The sequence below is a fragment of the Neobacillus mesonae genome (assembly GCF_023715155.1).
GTDB lineage: Bacteria > Bacillota > Bacilli > Bacillales > Cytobacillaceae > Neobacillus > Neobacillus mesonae_A.
On the sequence record NZ_JAMBNQ010000007.1, the window covers coordinates 41740 to 68381 of the forward strand.

General features: G+C 37.2%; 21 protein-coding genes and 1 riboswitch. Of the genes, 15 read left to right on the forward strand and 6 right to left on the reverse strand.

All coding sequences use genetic code 11. The annotated features are described in order from the left end of the window. Positions 1-183: 183 nt before the first annotated feature. The 6 genes from M3183_RS08835 to M3183_RS08860 all read right to left on the reverse strand — a co-directional run bounded on the left by M3183_RS08835 (position 184) and on the right by M3183_RS08860 (position 9230). Positions 184-1395, reverse strand: coding sequence for an MFS transporter (locus M3183_RS08835; protein ID WP_251468616.1), 1212 nt, complete (start codon positions 1393-1395; stop codon positions 184-186). Beyond that, complete coding sequence (locus tag M3183_RS08840) at positions 1396-1821, reverse strand: MarR family winged helix-turn-helix transcriptional regulator (RefSeq protein ID WP_251468617.1); 426 nt, start codon at positions 1819-1821, stop codon at positions 1396-1398. A 139-nt stretch (positions 1822-1960) separates the two neighbouring features. Beyond that, positions 1961-2341: a hypothetical protein gene (locus M3183_RS08845; protein ID WP_251468618.1), complete on the reverse strand. Its 381-nt coding sequence runs from the start codon at positions 2339-2341 to the stop codon at positions 1961-1963. 364 nt (positions 2342-2705) lie between these two features. Further along, complete coding sequence (gene metH, locus M3183_RS08850) at positions 2706-6155, reverse strand: methionine synthase (RefSeq protein WP_251468619.1); 3450 nt, start codon at positions 6153-6155, stop codon at positions 2706-2708. Then, positions 6133-7995 carry a bifunctional homocysteine S-methyltransferase/methylenetetrahydrofolate reductase gene (locus tag M3183_RS08855; RefSeq protein ID WP_251468620.1) on the reverse strand — a complete coding sequence of 621 codons (1863 nt, stop codon included), beginning with the start codon at positions 7993-7995 and terminating at the stop codon, positions 6133-6135. Before M3183_RS08855 ends, metH begins: the two co-directional genes overlap by 23 nt. Before the next feature lie 116 nt (positions 7996-8111). Beyond that, entirely contained in the window at positions 8112-9230 is a 1119-nt protein-coding gene (locus tag M3183_RS08860; RefSeq protein ID WP_251468621.1) for a methionine biosynthesis PLP-dependent protein, read from the reverse strand. A 126-nt stretch (positions 9231-9356) separates the two neighbouring features. Continuing rightward, positions 9357-9467: riboswitch (SAM riboswitch) on the reverse strand. Between the two features lie 365 nt (positions 9468-9832). Between M3183_RS08860 and M3183_RS08865 the strand changes: the two genes are divergently transcribed. From M3183_RS08865 to M3183_RS08935, 15 genes are all read left to right on the forward strand, one after another. Beyond that, positions 9833-12415 carry a carboxypeptidase-like regulatory domain-containing protein gene (locus tag M3183_RS08865; RefSeq protein WP_251468622.1) on the forward strand — a complete coding sequence of 861 codons (2583 nt, stop codon included), beginning with the start codon at positions 9833-9835 and terminating at the stop codon, positions 12413-12415. Positions 12416-12707: 292 nt separating this feature from the next. After that, positions 12708-14645, forward strand: coding sequence for an asparagine synthase-related protein (locus tag M3183_RS08870; RefSeq protein ID WP_251468623.1), 1938 nt, complete (start codon positions 12708-12710; stop codon positions 14643-14645). 14 nt (positions 14646-14659) lie between these two features. Next, positions 14660-14794 carry a paeninodin family lasso peptide gene (locus tag M3183_RS08875; RefSeq protein ID WP_251468624.1) on the forward strand — a complete coding sequence of 45 codons (135 nt, stop codon included), beginning with the start codon at positions 14660-14662 and terminating at the stop codon, positions 14792-14794. A 91-nt stretch (positions 14795-14885) separates the two neighbouring features. Further along, the gene (locus M3183_RS08880; RefSeq protein WP_251468625.1) at positions 14886-15821 is read left to right on the forward strand and encodes a phosphoenolpyruvate carboxykinase (ATP); all 936 of its coding nucleotides are present in this window, start codon (positions 14886-14888) and stop codon (positions 15819-15821) included. Then, positions 15815-16105, forward strand: a complete 291-nt coding sequence (locus M3183_RS08885; RefSeq protein ID WP_251468626.1) for a lasso peptide biosynthesis PqqD family chaperone — start codon at positions 15815-15817, stop codon at positions 16103-16105. Before M3183_RS08880 ends, M3183_RS08885 begins: the two co-directional genes overlap by 7 nt. A gap of 49 nt (positions 16106-16154) precedes the next feature. After that, entirely contained in the window at positions 16155-16625 is a 471-nt protein-coding gene (locus M3183_RS08890; protein WP_396953708.1) for a lasso peptide biosynthesis B2 protein, read from the forward strand. After that, positions 16615-17802 carry a nucleotidyltransferase domain-containing protein gene (locus tag M3183_RS08895; protein ID WP_251468803.1) on the forward strand — a complete coding sequence of 396 codons (1188 nt, stop codon included), beginning with the start codon at positions 16615-16617 and terminating at the stop codon, positions 17800-17802. Before M3183_RS08890 ends, M3183_RS08895 begins: the two co-directional genes overlap by 11 nt. 12 nt (positions 17803-17814) lie before the next feature. Further along, the gene (locus M3183_RS08900; protein WP_251468628.1) at positions 17815-19614 is read left to right on the forward strand and encodes an ABC transporter ATP-binding protein; all 1800 of its coding nucleotides are present in this window, start codon (positions 17815-17817) and stop codon (positions 19612-19614) included. A gap of 164 nt (positions 19615-19778) precedes the next feature. Then, the gene (locus M3183_RS08905; protein WP_251468629.1) at positions 19779-20516 is read left to right on the forward strand and encodes a YveK family protein; all 738 of its coding nucleotides are present in this window, start codon (positions 19779-19781) and stop codon (positions 20514-20516) included. Then, the gene (locus tag M3183_RS08910; RefSeq protein WP_251468630.1) at positions 20503-21156 is read left to right on the forward strand and encodes a CpsD/CapB family tyrosine-protein kinase; all 654 of its coding nucleotides are present in this window, start codon (positions 20503-20505) and stop codon (positions 21154-21156) included. The genes M3183_RS08905 and M3183_RS08910 overlap by 14 nt, the downstream gene beginning before the upstream one ends. 260 nt (positions 21157-21416) lie before the next feature. Beyond that, positions 21417-21566 carry a hypothetical protein gene (locus tag M3183_RS08915; RefSeq protein WP_251468632.1) on the forward strand — a complete coding sequence of 50 codons (150 nt, stop codon included), beginning with the start codon at positions 21417-21419 and terminating at the stop codon, positions 21564-21566. Positions 21567-21590: 24 nt separating this feature from the next. Then, positions 21591-23405, forward strand: coding sequence for a polysaccharide biosynthesis protein (locus M3183_RS08920; protein WP_251468634.1), 1815 nt, complete (start codon positions 21591-21593; stop codon positions 23403-23405). A gap of 80 nt (positions 23406-23485) precedes the next feature. Then, the gene (locus tag M3183_RS08925) at positions 23486-24637 is read left to right on the forward strand and encodes a glycosyltransferase family 4 protein (protein ID WP_251468636.1); all 1152 of its coding nucleotides are present in this window, start codon (positions 23486-23488) and stop codon (positions 24635-24637) included. Further along, a complete protein-coding gene (locus tag M3183_RS08930) occupies positions 24622-25728 on the forward strand; it encodes a glycosyltransferase family 1 protein (RefSeq protein ID WP_251468638.1) in 1107 nt (368 codons plus the stop codon). The genes M3183_RS08925 and M3183_RS08930 overlap by 16 nt, the downstream gene beginning before the upstream one ends. Positions 25729-25733: 5 nt before the next feature. Next, a complete protein-coding gene (locus M3183_RS08935) occupies positions 25734-26618 on the forward strand; it encodes a glycosyltransferase family 2 protein (RefSeq protein ID WP_251468640.1) in 885 nt (294 codons plus the stop codon). The last annotated feature ends 24 nt before the right edge of the window (positions 26619-26642 follow it).

Here is a 26642-nt window from a genome sequence, read left to right on the forward strand (position 1 = left end):
GTAATTAGCAGTCCATAGGAAAGGCCAATGGGACAAAATGGTGCGGAAAAGTAATAAGCAGTTCCATAAGATGGTGTGAAAAAGTAAGAACCAGTCGCATAGGAATGGTCTATAGACAAAAATAGTAAAAAATAAAAAGTCCCATAGCAAAAAGCTACAGGACCAATATTAATATCAACCAAGTTACATTTCGTGCACTTGCTGTTTGCTAGGAACCTTTTCAGCAGCTTTCTTTGTCCTCTTCGTATGAAGGAAATAATAAAGCACGCCTCCGATTAAAACATAGAACGAGAAAACGAAAAACAGTGAACTGTAACTCATATGTGCAGCAATCAAGCCGACGATAAATGAGCCAAGGGCCATCCCTGTATCATAAATAGACAAGAAGGTGGCTGTGGCCAATCCTCTTTTTCGAGGCTCGGCATTTGAAATCGCGATGGTTTGGAATGTTGGAAAAAGAGTTCCCCAGCCAAGTCCAATAATTCCAGCAGATAGCAAGAAGGTAAAAGCACTGCCGCTTTGGCTTAAAATGAACATTCCAATCCCGAACAATGCGACACAAGGAAAAGTAATCACGTTTGGACCGTAAGTATCCAGCCATTTTCCTGTAAAAGGCCGTGAAAGCAATAGAACAACTGCATAAACCACAAAGAATAAGCTGGCAGCACTTTCTACATGAATTTCACTAGCGTAGATTGAGATAAACGACAGAAGCGACGAATAAACAATGGCCATAAAACTGCCGACAACGGAAATTGGAACGGCCGATAATTCAAATAATCCTTTAAAGGAGAACGAAGATAAAACTTCAATCTCATCGTTCTTTTCCGGTTCCGTAACCTTAACACTGAGAGCAGCGAATAATGAACCAAAGGAAATAATGACCGCAAGAACAAATAGTATTTGGGAACCCCATTGCTGCATCGTCATTAGTCCAATAAAGGGTCCTAATACCATGGCCATATTTGTTGATAAAACGAAATACCCCATTCCTTCACCACGGCGTGATGCTGGGATGATATCAGCTACAATTCCCCCAATGGCGGTTGTGGCCATCCCAAATCCGATACCGTGTAAAAGGCGGATAATTAAAAAGCCGGTAATGGTGGAAGGGAAAAAGTAAAAAAGGGAAGCAACTGCAAATACAATAACAGCTGTAAGCAGCACCTTTTTATTTCCAGCACGCTCAAGCCATTGTCCTGCAAGTGGACGTGATACAATTGCAGAAAGCAAAAAGATAGTGGTCATTAATCCTGCCATAGATGCACTTGTATGTAATTGATCTAATGCATAGCTGGGCAATGTGACCAGCAGGATATAAAAAGCAAAGAAAACAAAAAAGTTACTTAACGAAATACTGATAAAGTTTTTCGTCCATAATTTAGGCTGGTCCATTTAATCCTCTCCTTTTAGTAGTTGTTTTAACCAGTTGTTTTGGAGTGTGAAAAGCACTTCCCCCGAGCCCTCCGGCAGATATTGAAGCAGGTCCTGATTCATTTTATTGACAGCCTGCTCCCACTTTGGATACTCCTGTAGTGCCTCTTCAGTTAATTGAATATGTTTCTCCCGTCTGTCCTGACCGGGTAATTGCCGGACATATCCTTGTTTAACGAGACGCTGAATCGTGCGTGTCATCGGCGGTGCTTCAACAAACAGATAGTCACATAATTCTTTTTGGGTTAATGAGCCTTTTTTTTGTAAAATAAAAATAACGGCCCATTGCGAACCGTATAACCCCATTGGTTTTAATGTCTCATTGAGTTTGTTGGTGAGATGTCGTGATAGCTGGTGAAGAGTATGAAATAATTGGTGGTTGGTCATGAAATGCTCCGATACATTAATTAGTTACCTAGGTAAGTATAGTGGGTATATGAGGAAATGTCAAGGGGCCTGCGGGAGAGTATTCAGTATCAAGGCAAGAAAAAAAGGCAGAATGAACACCCATCCCGCCTTAAAAAACCTAATTGCAATACCATTTTTTCCAAATTTCTGCAGAGTCTAGGCAGCCATCATCATTACCCCAGCTCCATTTTTTCTGATCCGTGCACTGATTGTTATCTCCGCCATTATGATAATCCCCTTTGTCATAATCGCACAACCAGTCCCAAAAACTCCCCCACCAATTTTTGTCATTCTTGTAATTATCATAAGAGCTAAAGTCATTTTTATCACTGCTATAATCTTGATAATTTTCCCCATCTAAATGCAAGTATGAAAGAATGCTGGTAAAAGAAGACGTATCAAAAAATTTGGCATCATCATCTGATGATGCATAGGCGGAAGCAGGGGATAGCAAAACCCAACCTAAGACCATGAAAAAGAATAAATTTCTAATTAACATACATCCCCCTTTAGAAAGCGTTCTTTATTTTTTATTAATTGTTCTTTAATAAGAATTTTATTATAAGACTTACCGTTTGTAAATAAAAATTAGTTCCTAGGACCTAGGGATAATCCGGGAATCAGTTTCTTTTTGCGGAAACATTCCTAAAGCCGGTGTAATGTACTCCGCAAATAGCGAAGGCAATATAATTGTCGGAAAGCAGTCAGCAAATAGCGGAAAGCATTCTAATTAGCGGATAAGCGGTTGCAAAAAGCGGAAGTCAATTCAATTGGGGATACCGGTCTACATTAAGCGGTATAAAAGAAAAATCCCGCGGAATCGCAAATCGGATTCCCACGGGATACATCAAAATCATATTAACTTATCGCAGCACATTAAAATATCTAGCCTCTGGATGGGCAAATACAATCGCCGAAACAGATGCTTCCGGTTCCATCATGCAGCCGTCGGTTAACTGAACACCGATTTCTTCCGGATGAAGCAAGCCAAATAGTTTCTTTTGATCCTCTAATTCAGGACAGGCAGGATAGCCAAAGGAGAAACGCTGGCCTTGGTATTTAGCAGCAAACCGGTCCTGCATCGTGAAGTCCAGTGAATCTGGGAAGCCCCAGCGGTCGCGCATTTGCCGGTGAATGAACTCGGCAAGGCCTTCCGCACTCTCAAGCGCCAATGCCTGCAAGGCGTGGGACTCCAAGAAGCGGCCGTCTGCCTTTAACTTATCTGCCACCTCACGGATCCCTCTGCCAGCTGTAACGGTAAAGAATCCAACATAATCCATTACTCCGCTGTCGACTGATTTTAAGAAATCAGCTAAGCAGAGATTTGGTGCTGCGTCCTGACGCGGAAAATCAAAGGTTTCAATGATCTTGCTATGATTTTCAGGGTCATAAATATAGATTTTATTCCCATCTGACTGTGCTGGGAAAAATTGATATAGAGCACGTGGTGTGATCCATTCATTTGCACCAGCATCAGCGATCAGCTGATCTACCATATTTTTAACTTTCCATGCCTTCTCATCTTTCTCTGCCAATAACTTGGCGATTTTCCCTTTGACGCCCAAATGATGACCAAGCAGCATCTGCATATTAATATATGGTTCAATATGGCCCAAGGAATACGAGGTAATCACATGGCGTTTTGTATCTTTTGGAACAAATACCGGAACTTCTGTTGAAATGGCCGGTTTTGTTTTTACTGCGACAGATGAAGCAGGGCGTGCAGGCAGATCAACCGGTATATTGGCTTTTGCCAATTTTTCCTCTTTTTCTGCAAACAGCTTTTCCTTTTCTCCAGGTGTCTGGACCTGATTGGCAAGGGCTAAACCGTTCATCGCATCTTTTGAATAAAGAACAAGTCCGTCGTATTCCTTTGCAATTTTTGTATCAGTGAATTTCCGAGACAGGGCAGCACCGCCGACAAGGATAGGAAGAGAGATTCCTGCTGCTTTCATATCCTGAGCGGTTAAAACCATTTGCTGTGCTGATTTTACCAAAAGTCCAGAAAGACCGATGATATCCGGCTTTTCCTCCCGGATAGCTTTAATCAAATCAGCGGGTGCCACTTTAATTCCCAGGTCATGAACATCGTAGCCGTTATTGCTCAAAATAATGTCTACCAGGTTCTTCCCGATATCATGGACATCACCTTTAACGGTTGCTAATATAACTTTCCCCTTCGATGCTGAGACATCGCCTTTTTCCATATGAGGCTCAAGGAATGAGACCGCCGTTTTCATTACTTCCGCACTTTGCAGCACCTCAGCAACAATCAGCTGATTATCATTAAACAATCGGCCGACTTCCGCCATTCCGTCCATCAATGGACCGTTAATAATATCAAGCGGGGCAGGGTACTTAGCCAAAGCTAATTCCAAATCAGGCAGCAGTCCTTCTTTTGTTCCTTCCACAACATAGTAAGCAAGACGCTCTTCAAGGCTTAAATTGAGAACAGTCTTTTTCGATTCCTTCTTTTTATCACGGTAAAAATCAGTAAATACCGCAAGTGACTCATCATTGGTTTTAAATAATAAGTTTTCGGCTAATTCCACTTCCTCTTTCGAAATGGAGGCAAATCTTTCAAGCTTTTCGGTATTCACGATCGCATAATCAAGACCAGCTTGTGTACAGTGGTACAGGAAGACTGAATTCAAGATTTCACGGCCGACCGGAGGCAGACCGAACGATACGTTACTTATCCCAAGAATCGTTTGAACACCAGGAAGATTTTCTTTAATCAATCTGATTCCGTCAACGGTCGCTTTCGCAGAGCCGATATACTGCGCATCCCCGGTGCCGACAGGGAAGACCAATGGGTCAAAAATAAGATCCTGCGGGTTTACTTTATATTTATTGACTAAAATATCGTAGGAACGTCTGGCAATTTCCAATTTCCGCTCAGCTGAAACACCCATTCCTTCTTCGTCAATGGTTCCAACTACAACCGCCGCACCATAGCGGTGGATTAACGGAACAATGGCTTGAAACCGGTCCTCGCCGTCTTCCATGTTAATTGAATTGATAATTGCTTTCCCTTGTGAATATTTCAGGGCTCTTTCAATAACCTTCTCATCAGTTGAATCGATCACAAGCGGTACTTTTACCTTTTTCACGACTTCTTTGATAAAATTCTCCATGTCTTCAAGCTCATCACGGTCAGGGTTGGCTAAGCAAAGGTCGATCACATGGGCCCCGCCTTTTACTTGAGCACGGGCAATTTCCGCTGCTTCTTCAAATTTTCCTTCCACAATTAACCGTTTAAACTTACGGGAGCCGATGACATTGGTCCGTTCGCCGACAAAAATAGGGCGGAGTGTTGGGTCATCATATATGAATGGCTCAATGCCGGAAACCATGTGGATAGAAGAATCTTTTAGTTCCCTTGGAGCAAAGTCTTTCATGGCTGTAGAAATCGCCCGGATATGATCTGGTGTGGTGCCGCAGCAACCGCCGACAATATTCAGCCAGCCATGGGCAGCAAAATCAGATAGTTTCTTCGCTAATGTTTCCGGTGTTTCATGGTAATGTCCTTCCTCATCAGGCAGTCCGGCGTTTGGATAACAGCTGACGGCTGTTGAAGCCAAGCCTGAAAGAGAGCGGATATGGTCCTGCATGAATTCCGGGCCGGTTGCACAGTTCAAGCCGACAGCAACGGGATTCATATGCTGAACAGAAATAAAGAATGCTTCAATTGATTGTCCTGCAAGAGTCGTTCCCATTGGCTCAATCGTTCCAGAAATAAAGAGAGGCAGAGTTTTGCCTGTTTTGGAAAAAGCGTTTTGAATTCCGACAAAGCCTGCTTTGACATTCAGCATATCCTGGCTTGTTTCGAGAAGCAAAAGGTCAACACCGCCGTCGATTAACCCGATAGCCTGTTCTTCATAAGATTCGGCCAGGGCATCAAAGGTTGTTCCGCCGGTGACGCTTAATGTTTTGGTTGTAGGTCCCATCGAACCAGCCACATAGCGGGGCCAATCCTCAGTCGATACTTTTTCCGCTTCACGTACAGCAATCTGTGCGGATTTTTTATTAATTTCATAAGCTTTAAAACCAAGATCATATTCATCAAGAACAATGCTGGTGCCGCCAAATGAATTGGTTTCAATAATATCGGCTCCCGCTTCCAAGTATTCGCGGTGGATTTTCGCAATCACGTCAGGTGCAGTTAAGTTTAAGTTTTCGTTACAGCCTTCATATTGTTCGCCGCCAAAATCATCGGCAGACAGGTCAGCCTGCTGGAGCATTGTTCCCATGGCACCGTCCATAACGAGGATGCGTTTTTTTAATTGATTAGTAAATGGTATTTTCGGCATAGCTGTTCCCCCTTAGAACATTCGCCCGCTCTTTGGTGTAAAGGGCCAGTTCAAGTGTAAGTTCATATCGTAAAAACGGTGTAATCAAATAGATTCCATTGAATAAATCAAGGGCAGTATCAATTAAATGTTTCGTAATTTCAATTCCTTCTCTTGCAGCCTGAAGCGGATTGTCATTTAAGGCAAACATCCGCTCGCGAATCGAATCGGCAATCTTGATTCCAGGCACCTCATTATGAAGGAACTCGGCGTTTTTACTGCTTGTTAATGGCATTAAACCGATATAAATAGGTGTTTCTAAATGTTTCGTATTTTCATAGACTTCCAGCAGCTTTTTCTCGGAATAAACAGGCTGGGAAATAAAGTAGTCAGCCCCATAGCTGATTTTTTTCTCCAAGCGTTTTACCGCTTTTTCAACAGAGCGGACATTTGGGTTGAAGGCAGCAGCCACGCTAAACGCTGTTTTAGCCCCTAAATCTTTCCCGGAAAAAGATAATCCTTCATTCAGCTGCTTAATCATTTGGATCAGCTCAAAAGATGAAACATCATAAACCGAAGATGCCCCAGGAAAGTCGCCGACTCTTGCAGGGTCACCAGTAATGGCGAGCACGTCATTCAACCCAAGTGTATGAAGCCCCATTAAATGAGATTGCAGTCCAATGATGTTGCGGTCACGGCAGGCAAGGTGGATAAGCGGGCGCATTCCCAGTTCCTGCTTCACTAAATAGCCTAATGATTCATTCGAAATTCTTACCGTTGCCAGGGAATTGTCTGCAAGTGTCAGGGCATCAATCCCGGCTTTTTTAAACGCCTTTGCCCCTTCGAAAAATTTATCCGTATTCAGTTTCCTTGGCGGATCTAATTCTACAATAATAGAAGGACGTTCTTTTACAATTTCATGGAGCGGCTCATATTCCCGTTCTGGAGCATGCTCTTTCACAGATAGTTGTTTCCGTTCAAATTTAACCACTTTCTCAACTACGGGAGTGCGGTCTTTGAGACCTGCCGCAAATGCCTTAATATGCTCTGGTGTTGTACCACAGCATCCGCCTAATAGCCGGACGCCCTGCTCGCGAAAGCTTTGAGCTGATTTTTGAAAATAATTGGCATCCCCATCATAATGGAATTTCCCGTCCGTATAAGCTGGCAGACTGGCATTTGGATAGGCAGAAAGAAATGCATGCTTAGGCAGTTCAATTTGCTCCAGTGAAAGTAACATATGGTGCGGGCCAAGCCTGCAGTTGAGACCGACGACATCAGCACCAAGCCCTTCAAGCTGTTTCAAGGCATCATTGACAGGAGTCCGGTTCTGGAGAACTCCCGGTTCTTGGTGTGAAACCTGGGCAATAATCGGCAGCTTGGTTTCCTTTCGTGCAATCGCCAAAACCGTTTCAAGCTCCTCCAAATCATAGAAAGTTTCAAGCAGCAAGCCATCCACTCCTTCGAGTAGGAGGCAATAGAGCTGTTCACGGAAGCTGCGCTTAATTTCTTCTATTGTAATGGAATCGGGCTTAACCCCGCGGTTCCCTCCAAGGGTCCCAAGAACAAATGTATTGGAACCGGCGGCTGCCTTGGCATGGCGGACCGCCGCACTGTTAATTTCCTTCACCGAATCTTCCAAACCATAGCGCATTAATTTTAAATAATTGGCCGCATAGGTATTGGTCTGAATGACGTCGGCACCTGCGTCAATATAGGCACGGTGAATGGTTTGAATTTGCTCTGGGTGGGAAAGATTTAATTCCTCAAAACAGCAATCTGTGCCATATGAGTAGAGCAGGGTTCCCATTGCACCATCTGCAATTAAAATTTCACTTTTTAATTTTTCTAATAAGTTCATCATCATTCTCCTTGCTGCAGTACCAACTCATTCTGACTGCTTTTCTATGCTTGTGTAAATGAAATCTGGAATCATGATGCTGAGTAATATATGAAGCCCAATGTTCGGAGCTTCCTTTATTTTTGAACAGTTAATTCTTCATTCACTTTTGCTAAAGCATGATTAAGGTCGTGAATAATATCATCTGCATCTTCAATTCCAATTGAAAAACGTAATAAACAATTGTCAACACCCAGCTGAAGACGTCTTTCCAACGGAATATCGGCATGGGTCTGTGTGGCTGGATAAGTGATAAAGCTTTCTGTGCCGCCTAAGCTTTCGGCAAAACAGATCAGCTGTAAGTTTTGCAAAAATGGATTGACCATTGTTTCATCCTTGACTCTAAAAGAAACCATTCCGCCTCTCCCTGGATAAAGCACATCTGTAACAGATTCATGGTTTGAAAGAAATTCCACAACGGCTTTTGCATTTTTCTCATGCCGTTCCATTCTAAGCGACAAAGTTTTCATTCCGCGCATTAATAACCAAGAATCAAATGGACTAAGAACTCCTCCGGCACCATTGTGGTGAAAAGCTAATTCCTTACAAAGTTCCTCACCCTTTGCGACAATCAATCCGGCAAGGACATCATTATGACCGCCTAAATATTTCGTTGCACTATGAATGACAATATCAGCACCAAGCTTAATTGGCTGCTGCAACAGCGGGGTATAGAACGTGTTGTCGACAATCAGTAAAACACCATGACGCTTGGCAATATCCGCAATCGCTGCAATATCTGCCTGCTGCATAAGTGGGTTGGTTGGTGTCTCCAGGAAAATCGCCTTTGTCTGCGGTGTGATGCTGCTTTCAACGACTTCCGGACGACAGGTATCAACATAATGACAATTCAATCCCCATTTTTTGAACCCCTGCTCTAATAAACGATAGGTTCCGCCATACAAATCCTCGCTCACTAACCATTCATCTCCGGATTTAAATAAGGAAAGGATGGTAAAAATCGCCGCCATACCTGAACTGCAGGCATAACCTTGATCGCCTTCCTCTAGATCAGCAATTGTTTTTTCAAGAAGCTGCCGCGTCGGATTTCCGGTTCGCGAATAATCAAACCCCGTAGACTGCCCGATTCCCGCATGACGAAAAGCGGTTGAAAAATATACCGGCGGATTCACCGTTCCTGTAACATTCTCACTGCGGTTTCCGATTTGGGCTAATTTTGTGTCAATTTTATACATAATGCATGCTCCCTTTGAAATGTAATGATGCGGCTTTTTTTATTGTTTTTACTGGCGCTAGGCCATTACATTAAAAAAAGCCTTCTTATAAGAAGAAGACTTTTGTAAATTACTCAATTGTCATTCTTCTTATCTTGCAAATGAGTATTTGCAGGACTTAGCACCTTTTCAATGAAACTGCCATTGAAGGTTGCTGAGGTGTCATCGGGCCCTTCCCTCAACCTCTCTTGATAAGAAAACTATATATTCGATTATTTTTAAAATTTACTACAAATTTTGCGGTATGTCAATGGATTTAGATATTTATACATAAATTTATTTCATTTGAAACTTTTGTTTAAAAAAGTCGAAAAGAGGAAGAAAATGAATAATCCATAGGAGTTTTTGACTAATAAATTTAGTTTATAAATCCCTTAAATAAGAATATAATAATTTTGTTCTTATTTAAGAACAAATTATGGGGTTATAGTTCATAATAGGGAATCTATTTTAAGTTGATAGCATTAATCAAATTAATAAACAAGAATTAAGGGAGGTGGTTGATGGAATCTAACTGTAGTCTAAGTTTAAAAGATAATTTATTTTTGGGTAGGAGGTTAGAAATGGGACGAAAATTTAGAAAAAAGTTGTCTGTAACACTAGTTTTAGTTATGGCTATGTTTACCTTGATTCAAAGCGTAGTTTTAGGGGCTGAGGAGGAAACGAAGAATGTTAAGGAAACACCTTTTCCATCTCAGTCTTCAACATTAAAAATGGCGGCTCTTAACTCAGGTAATATTGGAAATGATTTTGTTCAGGCATTGGTTGGGTCGACAGGAAGGTTTAATGCTGGTCTAAAAAGAGTAGATTCAGATAATTGGTATAACATTATATATAGTTGGCCGTCATCGCCAAATACATCATTTACCACTCTCAAAATTGACGGAAAAGACTTAGTCTACGGAAATAATCCGGATGGAGTTTTCACAAAGGCTCCGACAAATGAAGACAATAATACTAAAAATGAGTCAATCTGGAAAAGTGGTGATATTACTGTAAAGCAAGTTTTACAGCCATCAATTAATCCTGCTACTGGGCTCCCGGATGCTTTGCAAATTAGATATATCATAACGAATACCGGTACTGAAAATCATGATGTCGGTTTAAGGATAATGCTTGACACAATGGTTGATAGAAATGATTCCGCACCTTTTAAAGTCCCTGGTGCAAATGGAGTAGAATCTATAAATTATGAAAAGGATTATCTGGGTGATGAAGTTCCAGCGTTTTGGCAGGTATTTAATAATTTTGATAATCCTGACATTAGTGCTCAATTCACAATGAGCGGTCGTAATGTTTCTACACCTGACCGTTTCACCATTGCAAGATGGGGCAGTATTAATGGTACGAAATGGGATTATAGAATCAGCCCTGGATCCCAAACAGGTGATAGTGCGGTAGGAATGTGGTGGAATCCAAAAGCATTGGCTCCAGGTGAACAAAAAATTATTACCACCTTTTATGGCAGACCGGGAGTTGGTGGAGACCGTGCACTTGTATTAAGCGGAAGAAATAAATTAACGTATGAAGAGTGGTCCACTACACCGTTTAACCTAATTTCATATTTTACAAACAATTCTCAGTCTACTTTAAATAATGTTAGATTGGTACTTGAAGCTGAGCCAGGGGTAACACTTGTTAATAACGATTCTCAGCACTCGTTAGGAGATGTTCAAAGAGGCACAACTTCACAATCTTCCTGGAAACTTAAGTTAACAAAGGCAGGTAAACATAAAATAACCGTTAAAGCAATTGCCGATGGTTCAAATGAACCGTTTGCAACTGCAGATTATGAAGTAGAGGCGCTTGAACCGGTCGTTCCACCAAATATCACTCTTGGAGGAAGTAATGGAGTTTCCGCAGATGGTACTCCAATTACAGGACGGGTAAGCCCAGTAACAATCAATGCTTCTTTTGATGATCCGCAGGCAGCAGGAGTGACATTAGTTGCAACGGATGGAAATGGAACGACATACCGACATGATATGGATTCTACGAATAGAGTGGATTGGTCGCATACCTTTACACCGAGTCGTGTGGGACTTTGGGAGTCACCTATGACCATAACAATTACTCCGCGCTATCCAGATAATACTACAGGTCCATCTCAAGAATTTCCAGTTGTTCTAATTGATCCAAGCGGTTTTATTTATAATGCGAATAAGGGCGAAGATTGGAAATTACCAGGTGCAAAAGTAGTGTTACAATATTTTGATCCAGAAATTGGAACTTGGGTAAATATGAGTGAAGAAGCTTATCCTGGCAGAATGTCACCAATTACGAATCCTCAAACCTCAGGAGAAGATGGCAGGTATGCTTGGGATGCAGCTGCAGGAAAATACAGGGTAGTTGTAAGCCGTTCGGGATTCGCTAGTAAAACTAGTGATGAAGTAATCATCCCGCCTCCTGTAACAGATTTAAATATTGCCTTAACTCCTACTGACAATGTTAAACCTTCAATTACTTCAACGGGTGTATCGGAAGGGACAGTATATACAGAACCAGTAAAGGTAAACTTTACTTCAAGTGATGATGAAGCTGGTATCCGTTATATCACCTATAAGATTGATGCAAACGCTGAAGTTAAAAATAATGGGGATAGCGTAAGGTTGCCTGAAGTAACTACTCCAGGTAAACACACTATTTCATTAACAGCGGTAGACCATGCAGGAAATGAAGCGGTGAAAACCATTAACTTTGAAATCAAGAGTCCTGAACAACAATCTGAAGATATGATGCCAATCGTAACTTCAGCTGTTGAAAAGAGCAAACTTGCTCAAGATAGTATTAAAGCAGCTTTAGCTAAAATAAGTCAAAATGCGACAAAGGATTCAATTAATGAGGATTTAAATAAAGCAAAAGCAACAAATGATGAGGCAAAAGTGAAAATAACTAAATTAAAAGAACTGCTTGCAGCCTACAAATCAGAAAAAATTCCTGCTAATCAATTAACCGTCCTGCGTAACTATGTCCAAACAGCAGAACAGCAAAATATCCTAGCAGGGACTAAGCTTGGCGAATCAATTGCCACAGAATCACTTTCTACAGCTAAATCACGTGCAAATGATGCTCTCAAGGCAAATGCATATTCTTTGAATTACTTAGAATATGTAAAATCTAATTTCAAGGCATATGGAGTTAAATAGAATCTAAGAAAAATAGATTATTTGGCCTAAAATCAATTTGGGTTTTAGGCCCTTTTTTAATAAATTTGAAATTAATAAATAAATATTGAGTAGTAATAATTGACTATAAATATTTTAGGTATGAATTCTTATTATTTTTAAATTTCCTAGTTGACACTAAATTACATAGGTGGTAATTTATTAATAAGGTGTTCTGAATAAAGAACAATATAATTCTTATAAAAACAACATCAAATACTTATAATTGAGCTAGTGTAACTAAATATGGAGCTTCAGGGAATAGGGTGAAGTAATGAGTGCAATTGCTGGGATTGTTCATTTTAACAAACAGCCGGTTCTAGTAGAGCATAGTAAAAGTTTAATAAAGTCTTTGCAGGAATTTCCGGCAGATGATATTCAGGTCTGGAGTAAGGATAATGTCTTTTTGGGATGTCTTGCTCAATGGATTACGCCGGAATCTATCGGAGAAAAATTGCCATATTATGATTATGAAACTCAGTGTACCATCACAGCAGATGCAATCATTGACAATCGTGATGAATTATTTGAAAGGCTGCAAGTAAAGCGGGAAGATAGAAAAACAATAACAGATAGCAGGCTAATATTACTTTCTTATTATAAATGGGGAGAAAAGGCACCTGAATTTTTAGTTGGCGATTTCGCCTTTATGATTTGGGATGCTAATAAGAATAGATTATTTGGAGCAAGGGATTTTTCAGGCTCTAGAACTCTTTATTATATTAGGAATCAACAGCATGTTGCTTTTTCCACATTAATAAAACCGTTATTTACGCTTCCGTTTGTTGAAAAACAATTGAACGAAAATTGGTTGGCAGACTTTTTAGCCATTCCAGACATGATAGATTCTGCAGAACCTGCTACTACGATTTATAAAAATATTGCACAAATACCTCCATCCCATATCATTTTAATTGAGGAATCAAATGTTACCTTAAAAAAGTTTCGGGTAATAGATTTTGAAAAAAAACTGCGATTCAAGTCAAATGGAGAGTATGAGGAAGCATTACGTGAAGTTTTGCAAATCGCAGTAAATGAAAAAATTAGAACTCATAAAAATGTAGGTGCCCAGCTTAGCGGTGGCTTAGACTCAAGCACTGTTGCTGGCTTTGCAGTAAATACTTTAAGGAAAGAAAATAAGAAATTGTATTCATTCAGTTATATTCCAACAGAAGATTTTAATGATTTCACTCCACAATATAGAATAGCAGATGAGAGGCCATACATTAATTCAATCGTAAATCATTTGGGAAATATTGATGCTAAATATTTAGACTGTGATGGAAAAAGTCCTTTAACAGAAATAGATGATTGGCTAGAAATAATGGAAATGCCATATAAGTTCTTTGAAAACTCATTTTGGTTAAGAGAAACTTATGTAAAAGCTAATGATTATGGTGTTGGTGTATTACTTAATGGGGCTGGTGGTAATTTTACAATTTCCTGGGGTCCTGCAATTGAATACTATTCTATCTTATTAAAAAAGTGCAGATGGATAAAGCTACAGCATGAAATAAAATTACATAGTAAAAATACAGGGGCAGGAAGAAAGAGAATTTTTTCTGCAATTAGAAAAAACACATTACAATCAATTTTTACTAACTTTAAATCAGGAAATTCATTTCAATTTCCAATAATTATTAATGAGAAATTTGCAAAGGATCTCAACATAATTGAAAAACTACAACAATATAACATAGATATTACCAACTCTTCTAATATAAACGGCTATGAGGCTAGAAAAGAGTGGTTCCTAAGGGAGTATTTTAGGAATGCGTCTGGAACGGCTGCTACAAAATTATCACTTCGCTATGCATTATGGAATCGAGATCCAACTAATGATGTAAGGGTAATTCAATTTTGCTTAGCAGTACCAGAAAATCAATATGTACAAAACGGTTTTAACCGTTCATTGATAAGGAGAACAACAAAAAATTTGTTACCTGATAAAGTTAGACTAAACCAAAGGATTCGTGGAATACAGGGGGCAGATTGGGTCCATCGTATAATGCCCTCATGGAAACCATATATGGAAGAACTTCATCATATGGTTCAAGACCCTATTATTTCAAGCTTTCTAAATATTGAATTACTGAAGAATCTATTAGTAAAATTTGAATCAAATCCTCGTAGTGACTATGCTTTTGATCCAGAATTTAGAGTAATAATGCGAAGTTTAATTTTCTATCGTTTTATAAAAAATTTGACATGAGAGGGGGTGAGAAAATGAAAAAGGAATGGCAAAAACCAGAATTAGAAGTACTTAATATTAGTATGACAATGCTAGGAGCAAATAATGGAGGCGTTGATCTTACAGTAAGAGATCCATTTGATGGTGAAGAAGCACACCTTTTTAGCTAATCAAAATGTTGCGGTAATCTGCCCTTATACAGTCTTGGACGGTATAAGGGCTTTCTAAAAACTCATTATTGAATTACTGGGATGTGTATAAATGATTAGAGTTAGCCAGAGGGTATTCTACAAAGCTTTTGGATTAAATATAGTAAGTGATATTATTTTTCCAGAACTAGACATAGTGAAAGGGAAGCTTGATAATGTTGATGTTACTTTGCAAATAAAGGATTTATCAAAAGAATGGGACGAATTACTTTTTGATAATGAGACCTTCAGGGTTAAAGAAGATCTTGTTTTATTTAAAATTTTAGAGACTGCTATTTTTTGTATAAAGAATGGCAATGAAATTTTGGTTTCGCCTATGAATGGAGCAGATTTAGATAAGATTAGGCTCTACATTCTAGGAACTTGTATGGGAGCATTGTTAATTCAGAAAAAAATAATTCCATTACATGGAAGTGCGATAGAGATAGAGGGAAAAGCCTATGCTATTATCGGGGAATCAGGTGCAGGGAAGTCAACTCTTGCCTCTGCATTTATCAACAAAGGTTATAAATTGTTAAGTGATGATGTAATAGCTGTGACATTATCTAAGAATCATGTGCCAATAGTTACTCCTTCGTATCCTCAACAAAAGCTTTGGAAAGAAAGTTTAAATGAATTTGGGATGGATTCTAGCCAATTTCGCCCAATTATAGAAAGAGAAACTAAATTTGCTATACCGGTTTTAGAAAACTTTAACTCAGAGCCGGTACCATTAGCAGGCATAATCGAATTAATTAAATCAGAGAATGATGAACTAAACTATCGTAGAATTAATGGGATGGAACGCCTGCAAACTTTATTTGCACATACTTATCGGAATTTTTTAATAGAATTATTAGATTTAATGGAGTGGCACTTTACCAGTTCTGCAAAAATTATTGATCAAATTGATTTTTTTCAATTACAACGCCCAATTTCCACATTTACAGCAAACCACTTAGTTTCGTTAATTTTAGAATCTATTACCAAGGAGAATGTTGAATGTTAAAGGTGCAAAATATCTCATATAATAGCATCATATCACAAAGTCAAGGAAATATTGCTGCTGATATGGATGGAGAAAAAGTGTTAATGAGTATCAAGAACAGTAAATACTATAACTTAGGAGAAATAGGAGGAGAAATCTGGAGTCTAATTAGTAAACCAAAGTCTATCAAAGAAGTGATAGATCATTTAACAAGTGAATATAATGTGGGGCATGATGACTGTGAGCAGCAGGTTATTACCTTTCTAAAGGAATTAAAAAAAGAAGGATTAGTTATTATTGAATAAAAATTACTTTAAAAGATTAATTAAATTTTGAAAGGACTAATTGTTCTTTATGAAGAAGGTAAAACTATTTATCACATTTGGATGGAAAACAAAGCTTATGCTTTTAGAGGCTTTCCTATTTCTTGGGTTAGCCAATATTTTTAAAAAAATGCCATTTCATAAAATTGTACCAAAATTGGGTAGGTCAATGGATGAAACTTCTTTCTCAAGTGGAAATACTGACATAAAAATCTTAAAGAGTGTATCCCAAGCTGTTCACATAATGAGCCGTCATACATTTTGGGAAAGTAAATGTTTAGTGAAAGCAATTGCAGCGATGAAAATGCTTGAAAGAAGGAAGATTGAAAGTACTTTATATTTAGGAACCGGGAAAGATGATTCCGGAAAGATGACTGCCCATGCCTGGCTTCGCAGCGGACCGTATTATATAACGGGTGCAGATGGAATGGAGAAATTTACCGTGGTTGGAAAGTTTGCTAAAAGATTATCCGAGTATGAAGGAGAAAGACATGGATCATAATTTCTCTTTAGACCTTAAAACAGTGCCTAATGAATTAAAATTTTTGTTAGAAATATTAAGAAATAAAAATCGAGAGGTTATAGAAACTTTACTTCTTGGGGAATATCAAAAAATTAATTGGGATTTATTTTTAAAATTAGCGGTTCATCATAGAATTTATCCAATTATTTATTCAAGATTAAAACAGTTTAATTGTGAATTAATACCTTCTTATATTATTCAATCACTTTTCCAATTATATAAAAAAAACACATTTCAAATGTTATTTTTATGTTCAGAAATGGAACAGATAAACAATATGTGCTCAGAAAATCAAATTCCAGTTATTTTTCTAAAGGGACCAATCCTGGCATATGAACTATATGGAGACATCTCTTTAAGGACTTCAGTAGACCTTGATATTATAATTCCAATCAAAGATTTGAAAAAAATGGAGGATTTATTAATCAACTATGGATTTGAAAAAGATGACTATATTGAAACAGTGTTAAATGACTGGAAATGGAGGCATCATCATATTACCTTTTATCACCCGAAGAAAGGTATAAAAATGGAGGTGCATTGGCGATTAAATCCGGGTCCCGGAAGTGAGCCATCTTTTAATAAGCTGTGGGAAAGAAGGAAACGAAGCACAATTACTACCAATCCTATCTTCTTTTTGGGAGTTGAGGATTTATTCTTATTTCTAGTAACTCATGGCAGTCGTCACGGCTGGTCACGCCTTCGTTGGTTAGTTGACATAGATAGAATTGTAAAATCTAAACCTGATTGGAATAAAGCCTATATACATTTAAAACATTATCATTATCAACATATTGGCGGGCAATCATTATTACTAGCGGCAGCATTACTAAAAACACCACTTAATAAAAATGTAATCCCCTTTATAAGAGGGAATAAACCAGGACGCTTAGCTCAAGAGGCAGTCTTTTATTTTAGGAAAATGGTTAATTTACATACAAATCCGGTTCCATTGGATGTATCCAATTACCATAAACATCACCTATTTTCGTTAATGTCAATTCAACAAAGAACTTTCTTTATTCTTAGTTTTCTTTATCCATATCCAGATGACGCAAAAACTTTGCCATTGCCTAAATTACTGCACTTTTTATATTTTCCCTTGCGCCCCTTATTATGGGTATGGAGGAAATCCAAAAGCCATGCATTTCAATAGGAGGCTAATATAATGAAATATGTCCTTTATTTTACAAAGCAAATTCATTCTTTTTCCGGGAAGATCCTCTATGTAAATCTTATTGGCATGGTTTTAATCGGTTTATTTGAAAGCGTTGGTATATTTTTACTAATTCCTCTAATTAGTCACACAAATATTATAAACCTTAGTTCAAATGATTCATCAGTAATCTCATGGATAATAGGTATATTTAAAGATTTACCTGAAACAATAAGCCTGGTGGTTATATTAGGAGTATATGTTTTATTAATGATTGTTCAAAGTTTTTTTCAACAGCAACAATTGATATTAAATGCAAAAATTCAGCACGGATTTTTAAGGTATCTTAGGGAACAAACATACAAAAACCTTTTACAAGCAAATTGGAGTTTTTTTCTATCAAAAAGGAAATCGGATATTATCAATTTAATGTCGACTGAAATTGCCCGAGTGGGTAGTGGAATTCAATTATTTTTACAATTCATTGCTTCTGTAATATTCTCAATAATCCAAATTGGGGTATCTATTTGGCTCTCGGCCAAAATTACTATTTTTGTTTTAATTTTTGGAATCGCACTCATTTATTCTTCAAGAAGATTTATTAAGAAGTCTAATACAATCGGGAACCATACACTGAAGTTATCACAGGCTTATTTAGCAGTCATAACTGACCATTTTAATGGTATAAAAGATATTAAGGGTAACACGCTCGAGGAAATACATTTATCCTGGTTTTTGAAATTAAGCAGGAAAATAGAAAACAATATTATTGACTTTGTGAGATTAAGAACCTATTCACAACTTATTTATAAAGTGGTTTCTTTTATATTAATTGCAATATTCGTATTTTTATCTGTAAAAATGCTCCAAGCCCAGCCAGCACAATTAATGCTGATAATTGTTATATTTTCAAGATTGTGGCCAAGATTTTCAGGGATTCAAGGAAATTTAGAACAATTGAGCTCAATTATACCATCTTTTAAAGCTTTAGTTGATTTGCAGAATCAATGTATTGCAGCCAAGGAATTAAACGTGGAAGACTTGCAAAAAATTAAAGCTATTAAATTTGAAAAAGCAATTGAGTTCAAAAACATATCTTTTCAATACAACGAAAAGCTACCCAAGTATGCATTGAAAAATATTAATTTACAAATACCAGTGAATCAAATGACGGCCATTGCCGGTCCATCTGGTGCAGGAAAAAGCACTTTGATTGATATATTAATGGGTCTGAATAAGCCTGAAAGCGGCGAAATAATAATGGATGGTACATCCTTAAATAAGGAAAATTTATTATTATTAAGACGATTAGTAAGCTATGTCCCACAAGATCCATTTTTATTTAATACTACAATACGCGAGAATTTATTAATTATTAACAAAGACGCTAGTGAGGGGCAAATATGGGAATCACTAGAATTTGCCGCAGCTTCTGAATTCGTAAGGAAATTACCAAATGGTTTAGATACACTAATTGGAGACAGAGGGATAAAATTATCGGGTGGGGAAAGGCAAAGGTTGGTACTTGCAAGAGCTATTTTAGGTAGACCTTCTATTCTTGTTTTGGATGAGGCTACTAGTGCCTTAGATACCGAAAATGAGTTTAAGATTCAGGAAGCACTTGAGAGGCTTAAGGGAAAAATGACCATTATTGTTATTGCCCATCGCTTATCAACTATAAAAAATGCAGATCAAGTGGTGGTTTTAGACCAAGGAAAAATTGTTCAACAGGGACAGTTTAGTCAGCTTGCAGGTGAAAAAAGAGGTTTGTTTAGTCGTTTACTTCAAAAGCAATTAGAAGTAAGTGTATAAATGGGACTTTTTTCATGAAAAACAGTTGACTTGTTCGTTATAATGAACTAAAATATAAGAGTAAAAAGAACGATCTAAAGGTTTATTAAACCTCTATTTTTTAGCCTTGCACGTTCTTTATTTAGAATAAAATTATCAAAAAATTCTTAAATAAAGGTGGTTTAATGAGTAATTTACAAAGGATGGGAAGTGCAGATCAAAGGAGAGCCAAGGACATAAATTTAAAAGAATTGTTTCTTATAATCAAAAGGCGGTTTTTGGTTATTGTAATAACGATTTTTATCGCTAGTTTTGTTGGTTACATTTTAGATCAAGCAACAGTAGTACCATTGTATAATTCTTCAACCAGAATCATTATTGGAGCGGATGGCGAATCAAGAAAGACCCTTCAGGTCATAATTAGAGATTCCTCTATTTTAGACATTGTCATTAAGAAATTAGGATTAAAAGAAACGTCTGATCAACTGGCAGATAAAATTTCAGTAGCCAGCCTAGAAAATTCCCAGGTAGTTAGCATAACCGTTGTTGACACAGATCCCGTAATGGCAGCAAAAATTGCTGATACAACTGCGGAGACTTTTAGACAAGAAGTTCCCAAAATTGTTGGTGAGGATTATATACAAATTTTATCTAAGGCAAAGGTGAATTCAGTTTCAATTAACCCAGAAAACAAAAACAAGGTGTTTTATGGGATAATTGGTGGTCTAGTTATTGGGATAGGGCTAGCCTTCTTTTTAGAGACATTAGACGACAGAATTCGTTCAAAAAAAGAGATTGAAGAATTATTAGGTATACCAGTCTTGGGAAGAGTACCGAAAATTAATAATAGAAATGTAAAAAAGGCAGCCAAAACAAGTAAATTAGAAGTAAAAATGAGGGGGGAAACAGTTGATTACAAATAAAAAAATATTAAAGCTTGGGAAAAAAAACCCCCCCTTTGTAACTTATCATTACCCTGAATCTGCATTAGCCGATCAATTTCAAATGATTCATACAAATATAAACTTCCTAGTATCTAAAAAAACACAGACATTTTTAGTTACATCACCTGAAGAAAGGGATGGGAAGTCAACTATATTAGCAAATATTGCTGTTTCGATGACTCAGCAGAAAAAAAAGGTACTTCTAATTGACGCTAATTTAAGAAACCCTTCCTTACACAAATTCTTTTATACGTCTAATTCTACAGGGTTGACGGATGTTTTGACAGGGAGAATGAGTTTTAGAGAGGTTGTCTATCATACGAAAATATGGAGGTTAGATCTTCTTCCCAGTGGTGCTGTTCCGAAAAATCCTGTTGAGCTACTAGGCTCAAAGATGATGAAGGAATTGATGGAAACATTAAAAGAAACTTATGATGTTATTTTATTTGATTCTAATTCCCTTCTAAAGCTACCTGATACAAAGCTGTTATCAAGCATCAGTGATGGTGTCATATTGGTAGTTAGAAATGGTAAAACGAAATTACAAAAAGCGGCTGAAGCGAAAGAAATGATTGAATTCACCAAATCAAGATTAATAGGTGTTATTTTAAATCAATAGTGAAGGTATAAATTTTTTTTAGTGTTTATGTTCTCTATTAGGCACATTTGTGTTTTTCTTAAAGATTTAGGAGATGTCTCCTTTCCACTATCAATGGAGGCACTCGGTCATGCTGTGGGTCTATTATACGATAGACCTTAGACGCAGGTCGTCAAGAGTGTGATGTGAGGACGGGTTAGATGCCCGATTTTAATAAAAAATATTAATCATGTGCTTTCTCTATAAAGCACATGATTAATATTTTTTAAGGAAGTGAGAAATTGAGGAATTTTGACGATTATCCTAAATGCATCAAAAAGGCAGTAAGGTACATTAAACAAGATGCTACGAAAGATCAGCTGATTGAAATTAGCAAACTATTAGAACAAGCTATTCAAGCAAAAATGGAAAGAGTAACTACAGTCAGATAAATCTTTAAAATAAGGGGGGATTCTATGACTTATCGGCAAAGAATTTCTTTATTTATATTACTGGATTCTTTTATCGTTGTAACAGCTATTTTTATAAGCAGATTTTTAGTAAATGGCACGATTCAAGTTATTACACCCCAAATGATAGTCAGTTCAATTGTCATTTTAATAAGTCATTATATCCTATCGTTTAAATTCCATCTTTATATTAAAGCATGGGAATATGCCAGTGTTGGGGAATTATTAAGCATTTTAAAAGTAGTTACTTTATCCATTCTAATAGCGGGATTGGTGCAGCAGCTCATTCTTCATGAAATTTTCTTTCGCTTACTAAGTGTGACTTGGCTGCTGAATATGTCATTAATTGGGGGATCACGTTTCTGCTGGAGAATGCTGAGAGATCATCATCTTTATAAAATCGATAATAAAAAGCGAACATTAATTATTGGAGCAGGATCTGCTGGAACAATGGTTGTCAGGCAATTATTAAATAATAAAAATGCAGACCTCTTACCTGTAGCATTTATTGATGATGATAAAAAGAAACATAAGCTTGATATTTTGGGTATTCCTGTTGTAGGCGGAATTAATGAAATTGAAATGGCTGTTTCAAATTTAAAGATAAATCATATTGTCATTGCCATTCCATCATTAAGTAAAAAGGAATTAAATACGATTTTTCTAGAATGTGCCAAAACAAAGGCGAAAACGCAAATTCTTCCGAAACTTGAGGATTTGATGACCGGAAAAATAGAGGTTAATCAATTTCGTGATGTCCAGGTAGAGGATTTACTTGGCAGGGAACCAGTTGAATTAGATATGGAGAGTATTTCCGAAAACATCACAGATAAAGTTGTATTGGTAACAGGGGCCGGCGGGTCAATCGGTTCAGAAATATGCCGCCAGATTTCAAATTTTAACCCTAAAATACTTATCTTGCTGGGTCATGGAGAAAATAGCATCTATTCCATTGAAATGGAATTAAGAGAAAACTACAAACATACCAATATTAAATTTGTCCCTGTTATAGCAGACATACAGGATGCAAGAAAAATGATGTCAGTTATGAGTTTGTATCAACCTGAGACGATATACCATGCTGCTGCCCATAAACATGTTCCGTTGATGGAAGAGAATCCAGAAGAGGCCATCAAAAATAATATGATGGGGACAATGAATGTCGCAAAAGCTGCCAGCTGGAATGGGGTAAAAACATTCGTTATGATTTCCACGGATAAAGCCGTTAACCCAACAAGTGTCATGGGCTCAACCAAAAGGCTTGCTGAAATGATCATCCAGGACATGAACAAAGAAAGCGTTACGAAATTCGTTACTGTTCGCTTTGGAAATGTCCTAGGAAGCAGAGGCAGTGTGATCCCTCTCTTTAAGAAACAGATTGCCAAAGGGGGTCCTGTTACTGTAACACATCCTGATATGGTTCGATATTTCATGACGATTCCCGAAGCTTCAAGGCTGGTCTTACAGGCAGGGGCACTTGCAAAGGGCGGGGAAATATTTGTATTGGATATGGGAGATCCGGTAAAAATTGTGGATTTGGCGAAAAATATTATCAAACTTTCCGGCAACTCCATAGAAGAAATTGGGATTGATTTTACCGGAATACGACCTGGTGAAAAGCTTTTTGAGGAATTATTAAAAGAAGATGAGGTTCATGATCAGCAAATCTATCCAAAAATATATATAGGAAAAACATCTGAATTATATATGAAGGAAATTGAAGAAATCATCTCAACTTATTCAATGTTAGAAAAGGAAGAAGTCCGAGAAAGACTTTTATGGCTTGCAAATTATAAACCAAAATTATCAGTATCCGTTTAAAGGGGTGGGGACATGAGAGTTAGAAAACCGATCATACCGGCTGTCGGACTTGGAGACTATTGATAGGATGGATGTTTATAATGAAAAAAAGAGTACTTTATTGTGCTACAGTAGATTATCATTTTAAAGCATTTCATTTACCATATTTAAAATGGTTTAAAGAGCAAGGATGGGAGGTTCATGTTGCAGCAGCTGGAGATATGAGTCTTCCATATGTGGATAAAAAATATAATATCCCAATTCAAAGAACACCTTTTCATCCATTGAATATGACTGCATATAAAGAACTAAAGAAAATCATTGGTAAAAACGAATATAAAATTATTCATTGTCATACACCAATGGGCGGGGTTTTGACAAGAATGGCAGCGAGAAAAAGCAGAAAATTTGGCACAAAGGTGCTTTATACAGCCCATGGATTTCATTTCTGCAAGGGAGCTTCATTGATGAATTGGCTCCTTTATTATCCAATTGAAAGATTTCTTTCGTTGTTTACAGATTGTTTGATAACCATTAATGAAGAGGACTTTCATCTTGCAAAAAATCACCATTTTAAAGCTAAAGAAATTAAACATGTACATGGTGTCGGAGTTAATTCAGAAGTTTTTAGACCGATAGAGAAGTCACAAAAAGATATTTTAAGAAAGAGTCATGGGTATGAAGCCCATGATTTTTTATTGTTTTACGCTGCTGAATTTAATAAGAATAAAAATCAAAAGTTATTGATAGAAGCAATGGCTCTAATAAAGGATCAGGTGCCAAATGCGAAATTATTATTAGCTGGAAATGGAGCTTTGCTTCAGGAATGTCAGGACTTGGCCAAAAAATTAGAGGTTGATAGAATGATTGATTTCCTAGGGTTTAGAAAAGATATTGTGGACCTGCTGAAAATAAGCGATGCGGCAGTGGCATCAAGCCTACGTGAAGGGCTCCCTGTCAATATTATGGAAGCGATGTCTTGTGGACTTCCGGTAATCGCTAATGATAATAGAGGACACAGAGAATTAATTGAAAGTAATATCAATGGCTGGCTTATTAATAACAATCCTTCTGAATTTTCCAGAAGAATAAAAGAGCTTTATGAAAATATGAATCTTCGATTATCCTTTGGGCTTCAGGGACGTAAGCTAATTCATGCCAAATACAGTATTTACAGGGTTCTAGATGAAAAAAGTAAAATTTACAAACAGGAAATGGCGGAAATGGGGGAAACAAGGTGGGCAGTCCATTAAGAATATTACATGTTGTGGTCAACATGAATAGAGGAGGAGCCGAAACCCTTATAATGAATTTGTATCGTAATATGGATAGAGAAAAAGTTCAGTTTGACTTTTTAACATGTAAAGAAGGCGTGTTTGATTCTGAGATTCAAGAAATGGGCGGAAAAATCTATAGAATTCCTTATGTTTCAGATGTTGGCCATTTTAAATATGTAAAAGAGCTTGATCGGTTTTTTTCTAAGCATAACGATTACAAAATTATCCATGCCCATATGGATAAAATGAGCGGGCTAGTTCTTCGCGCAGCAAAAAAAGCAGGTATTCCAAATAGAATATCCCATAGCCACAGTACAAGCAGTGAAGGTAATGTTGTAGCGAAATGCTACAAATGGTATGCAGGGAAACACATATTAATTAACGCAACTAATTTACTTGCGTGCTCAACTAAGGCGGCGAAGTGGCTGTTTTTAGGTGAATATTCAAGGTCCAAAATAATTAAAAATGGAATTGAATGTGGAAAGTTTAAGTATTCAGAGGAAGTAAGAAACGAGGTAAGAGATAAATTAAATTTTGAAACAGATACTCTTGTACTGGGGCATGTAGGAAGATTTTCTACCCCAAAAAACCACAAGCTTTTAATTGATATATTTAGGGAAGTTATTAAAACGAACCCAAATACTGTTTTGATTCTAGTTGGTACAGGGCCATTACTTCCAGATATTAAAACTAAGGTAAGGGAGTATAAATTAACAGATAAAGTAAAATTCCTAGGTGTACGAGGAGATGTTGATAAATTGTTAAATGGATTCGATGCCTTTATCTTCCCTTCCTTATATGAGGGGTTGCCCGTTACCTTAATTGAAGCACAGGTTGCGGGGCTCCCATGCTTCATTTCTGATTCCATTACCCAAGAGGTGGATATAGGAGCAAATTTAGTCGAATTTATCCCATTATCCAACAAAAATGGTTGGGTTGAGAGGATTAATAATTTTAAGAAAGATACACCAAGGATTCAACTTGGTAAGGACTTGGTAAAAGAAGGATATGACATAAAACAAACAGCAAATATATTACAAGATTACTATAGTGCAATTTTGAGGTGAGGTAATTGAAGCCACTTACGATTTTTACTCCAACTTATAATCGGGCATATTGTCTCCATAAATGTTATGAAAGCCTAAAAAAACAAACCTGTAAAGATTTTGTGTGGTTAATAATTGATGATGGTTCCACAGATAATACGAAAGGATTGGTTCAAAAATGGATAAATGAAAGTATTATAGAAATTATATATCATTATCAAGAAAATCAGGGAATGCATGGTGCACATAATACTGCATACCAATTAATAGAAACGGAATTAAACGTTTGTATCGATTCTGATGATTATATGCCAATTCAGGCTGTAGCAAAAATTCTTGCCATGTGGAGTACATTTGGTAGTGAACATGTAAGTGGAATAATTGGGCTTGATTCATTTCCTAACGGAGAAATCATTGGCTCCAGACTTCCAGATAACATAAAATCATCTAACTTGTTTGATCTTTATTATTTTCATGGTGTGACGGGGGATAAAAAGTTAGTTTATCGAACAGAGTTAACAAAAAAGTATCCTTACCCTGTATTTCAAGATGAAAAATATGTTGGTCTTGCTTATAAGTATTATAAGATTGATCAGCAATATAAGATGTTATTAATGAATGAAGTCCTTTGCTGTGTTGAGTATTTACCTGATGGCTCATCATTAAATATGCTGAGGCAGTACCGAAAAAATCCTAATGGATTTTCATTTTATCGTAAGGAACTAATGAAGCTCCCTTATACAAGTAATTCATTCAAATTTAGACAGGCAATCCATTATGTTTCAAGTAATTTGATGTTAAGAAATTGGAGATTTTTAGTTGATACACCCTACAAGGGATTAACAACTTTGGCTATTCCATTAGGGTTTTTATTGTATTTATATATTCATACTAAAACAAGGAATATTTAAATTCAGCACTCGTTATTGACCCCA

Excerpts from the sequence above, each read along its gene's own strand:
- M3183_RS08895 (WP_251468803.1), top strand. The coding sequence starts at position 16,615 with ATGGATCATAATTTCTCTTTAGACCTTAAAACAGTGCCTAATGAATTA.
- M3183_RS08900 (WP_251468628.1), top strand. The coding sequence starts at position 17,815 with ATGAAATATGTCCTTTATTTTACAAAGCAAATTCATTCTTTTTCCGGG.
- M3183_RS08845 (WP_251468618.1), bottom strand. The coding sequence starts at position 2,341 with ATGTTAATTAGAAATTTATTCTTTTTCATGGTCTTAGGTTGGGTTTTG.
- M3183_RS08870 (WP_251468623.1), top strand. The coding sequence starts at position 12,708 with ATGAGTGCAATTGCTGGGATTGTTCATTTTAACAAACAGCCGGTTCTA.
- M3183_RS08855 (WP_251468620.1), bottom strand. The coding sequence starts at position 7,995 with ATGAACTTATTAGAAAAATTAAAAAGTGAAATTTTAATTGCAGATGGT.
- M3183_RS08865 (WP_251468622.1), top strand. The coding sequence starts at position 9,833 with ATGGGACGAAAATTTAGAAAAAAGTTGTCTGTAACACTAGTTTTAGTT.
- M3183_RS08880 (WP_251468625.1), top strand. The coding sequence starts at position 14,886 with ATGATTAGAGTTAGCCAGAGGGTATTCTACAAAGCTTTTGGATTAAAT.
- M3183_RS08835 (WP_251468616.1), bottom strand. The coding sequence starts at position 1,395 with ATGGACCAGCCTAAATTATGGACGAAAAACTTTATCAGTATTTCGTTA.
- M3183_RS08920 (WP_251468634.1), top strand. The coding sequence starts at position 21,591 with ATGACTTATCGGCAAAGAATTTCTTTATTTATATTACTGGATTCTTTT.
- M3183_RS08905 (WP_251468629.1), top strand. The coding sequence starts at position 19,779 with ATGAGTAATTTACAAAGGATGGGAAGTGCAGATCAAAGGAGAGCCAAG.
- M3183_RS08860 (WP_251468621.1), bottom strand. The coding sequence starts at position 9,230 with ATGTATAAAATTGACACAAAATTAGCCCAAATCGGAAACCGCAGTGAG.
- metH (WP_251468619.1), bottom strand. The coding sequence starts at position 6,155 with ATGCCGAAAATACCATTTACTAATCAATTAAAAAAACGCATCCTCGTT.
- M3183_RS08925 (WP_251468636.1), top strand. The coding sequence starts at position 23,486 with ATGAAAAAAAGAGTACTTTATTGTGCTACAGTAGATTATCATTTTAAA.
- M3183_RS08890 (WP_396953708.1), top strand. The coding sequence starts at position 16,155 with ATGAAGAAGGTAAAACTATTTATCACATTTGGATGGAAAACAAAGCTT.
- M3183_RS08885 (WP_251468626.1), top strand. The coding sequence starts at position 15,815 with ATGTTAAAGGTGCAAAATATCTCATATAATAGCATCATATCACAAAGT.
- M3183_RS08840 (WP_251468617.1), bottom strand. The coding sequence starts at position 1,821 with ATGACCAACCACCAATTATTTCATACTCTTCACCAGCTATCACGACAT.
- M3183_RS08875 (WP_251468624.1), top strand. The coding sequence starts at position 14,660 with ATGAAAAAGGAATGGCAAAAACCAGAATTAGAAGTACTTAATATTAGT.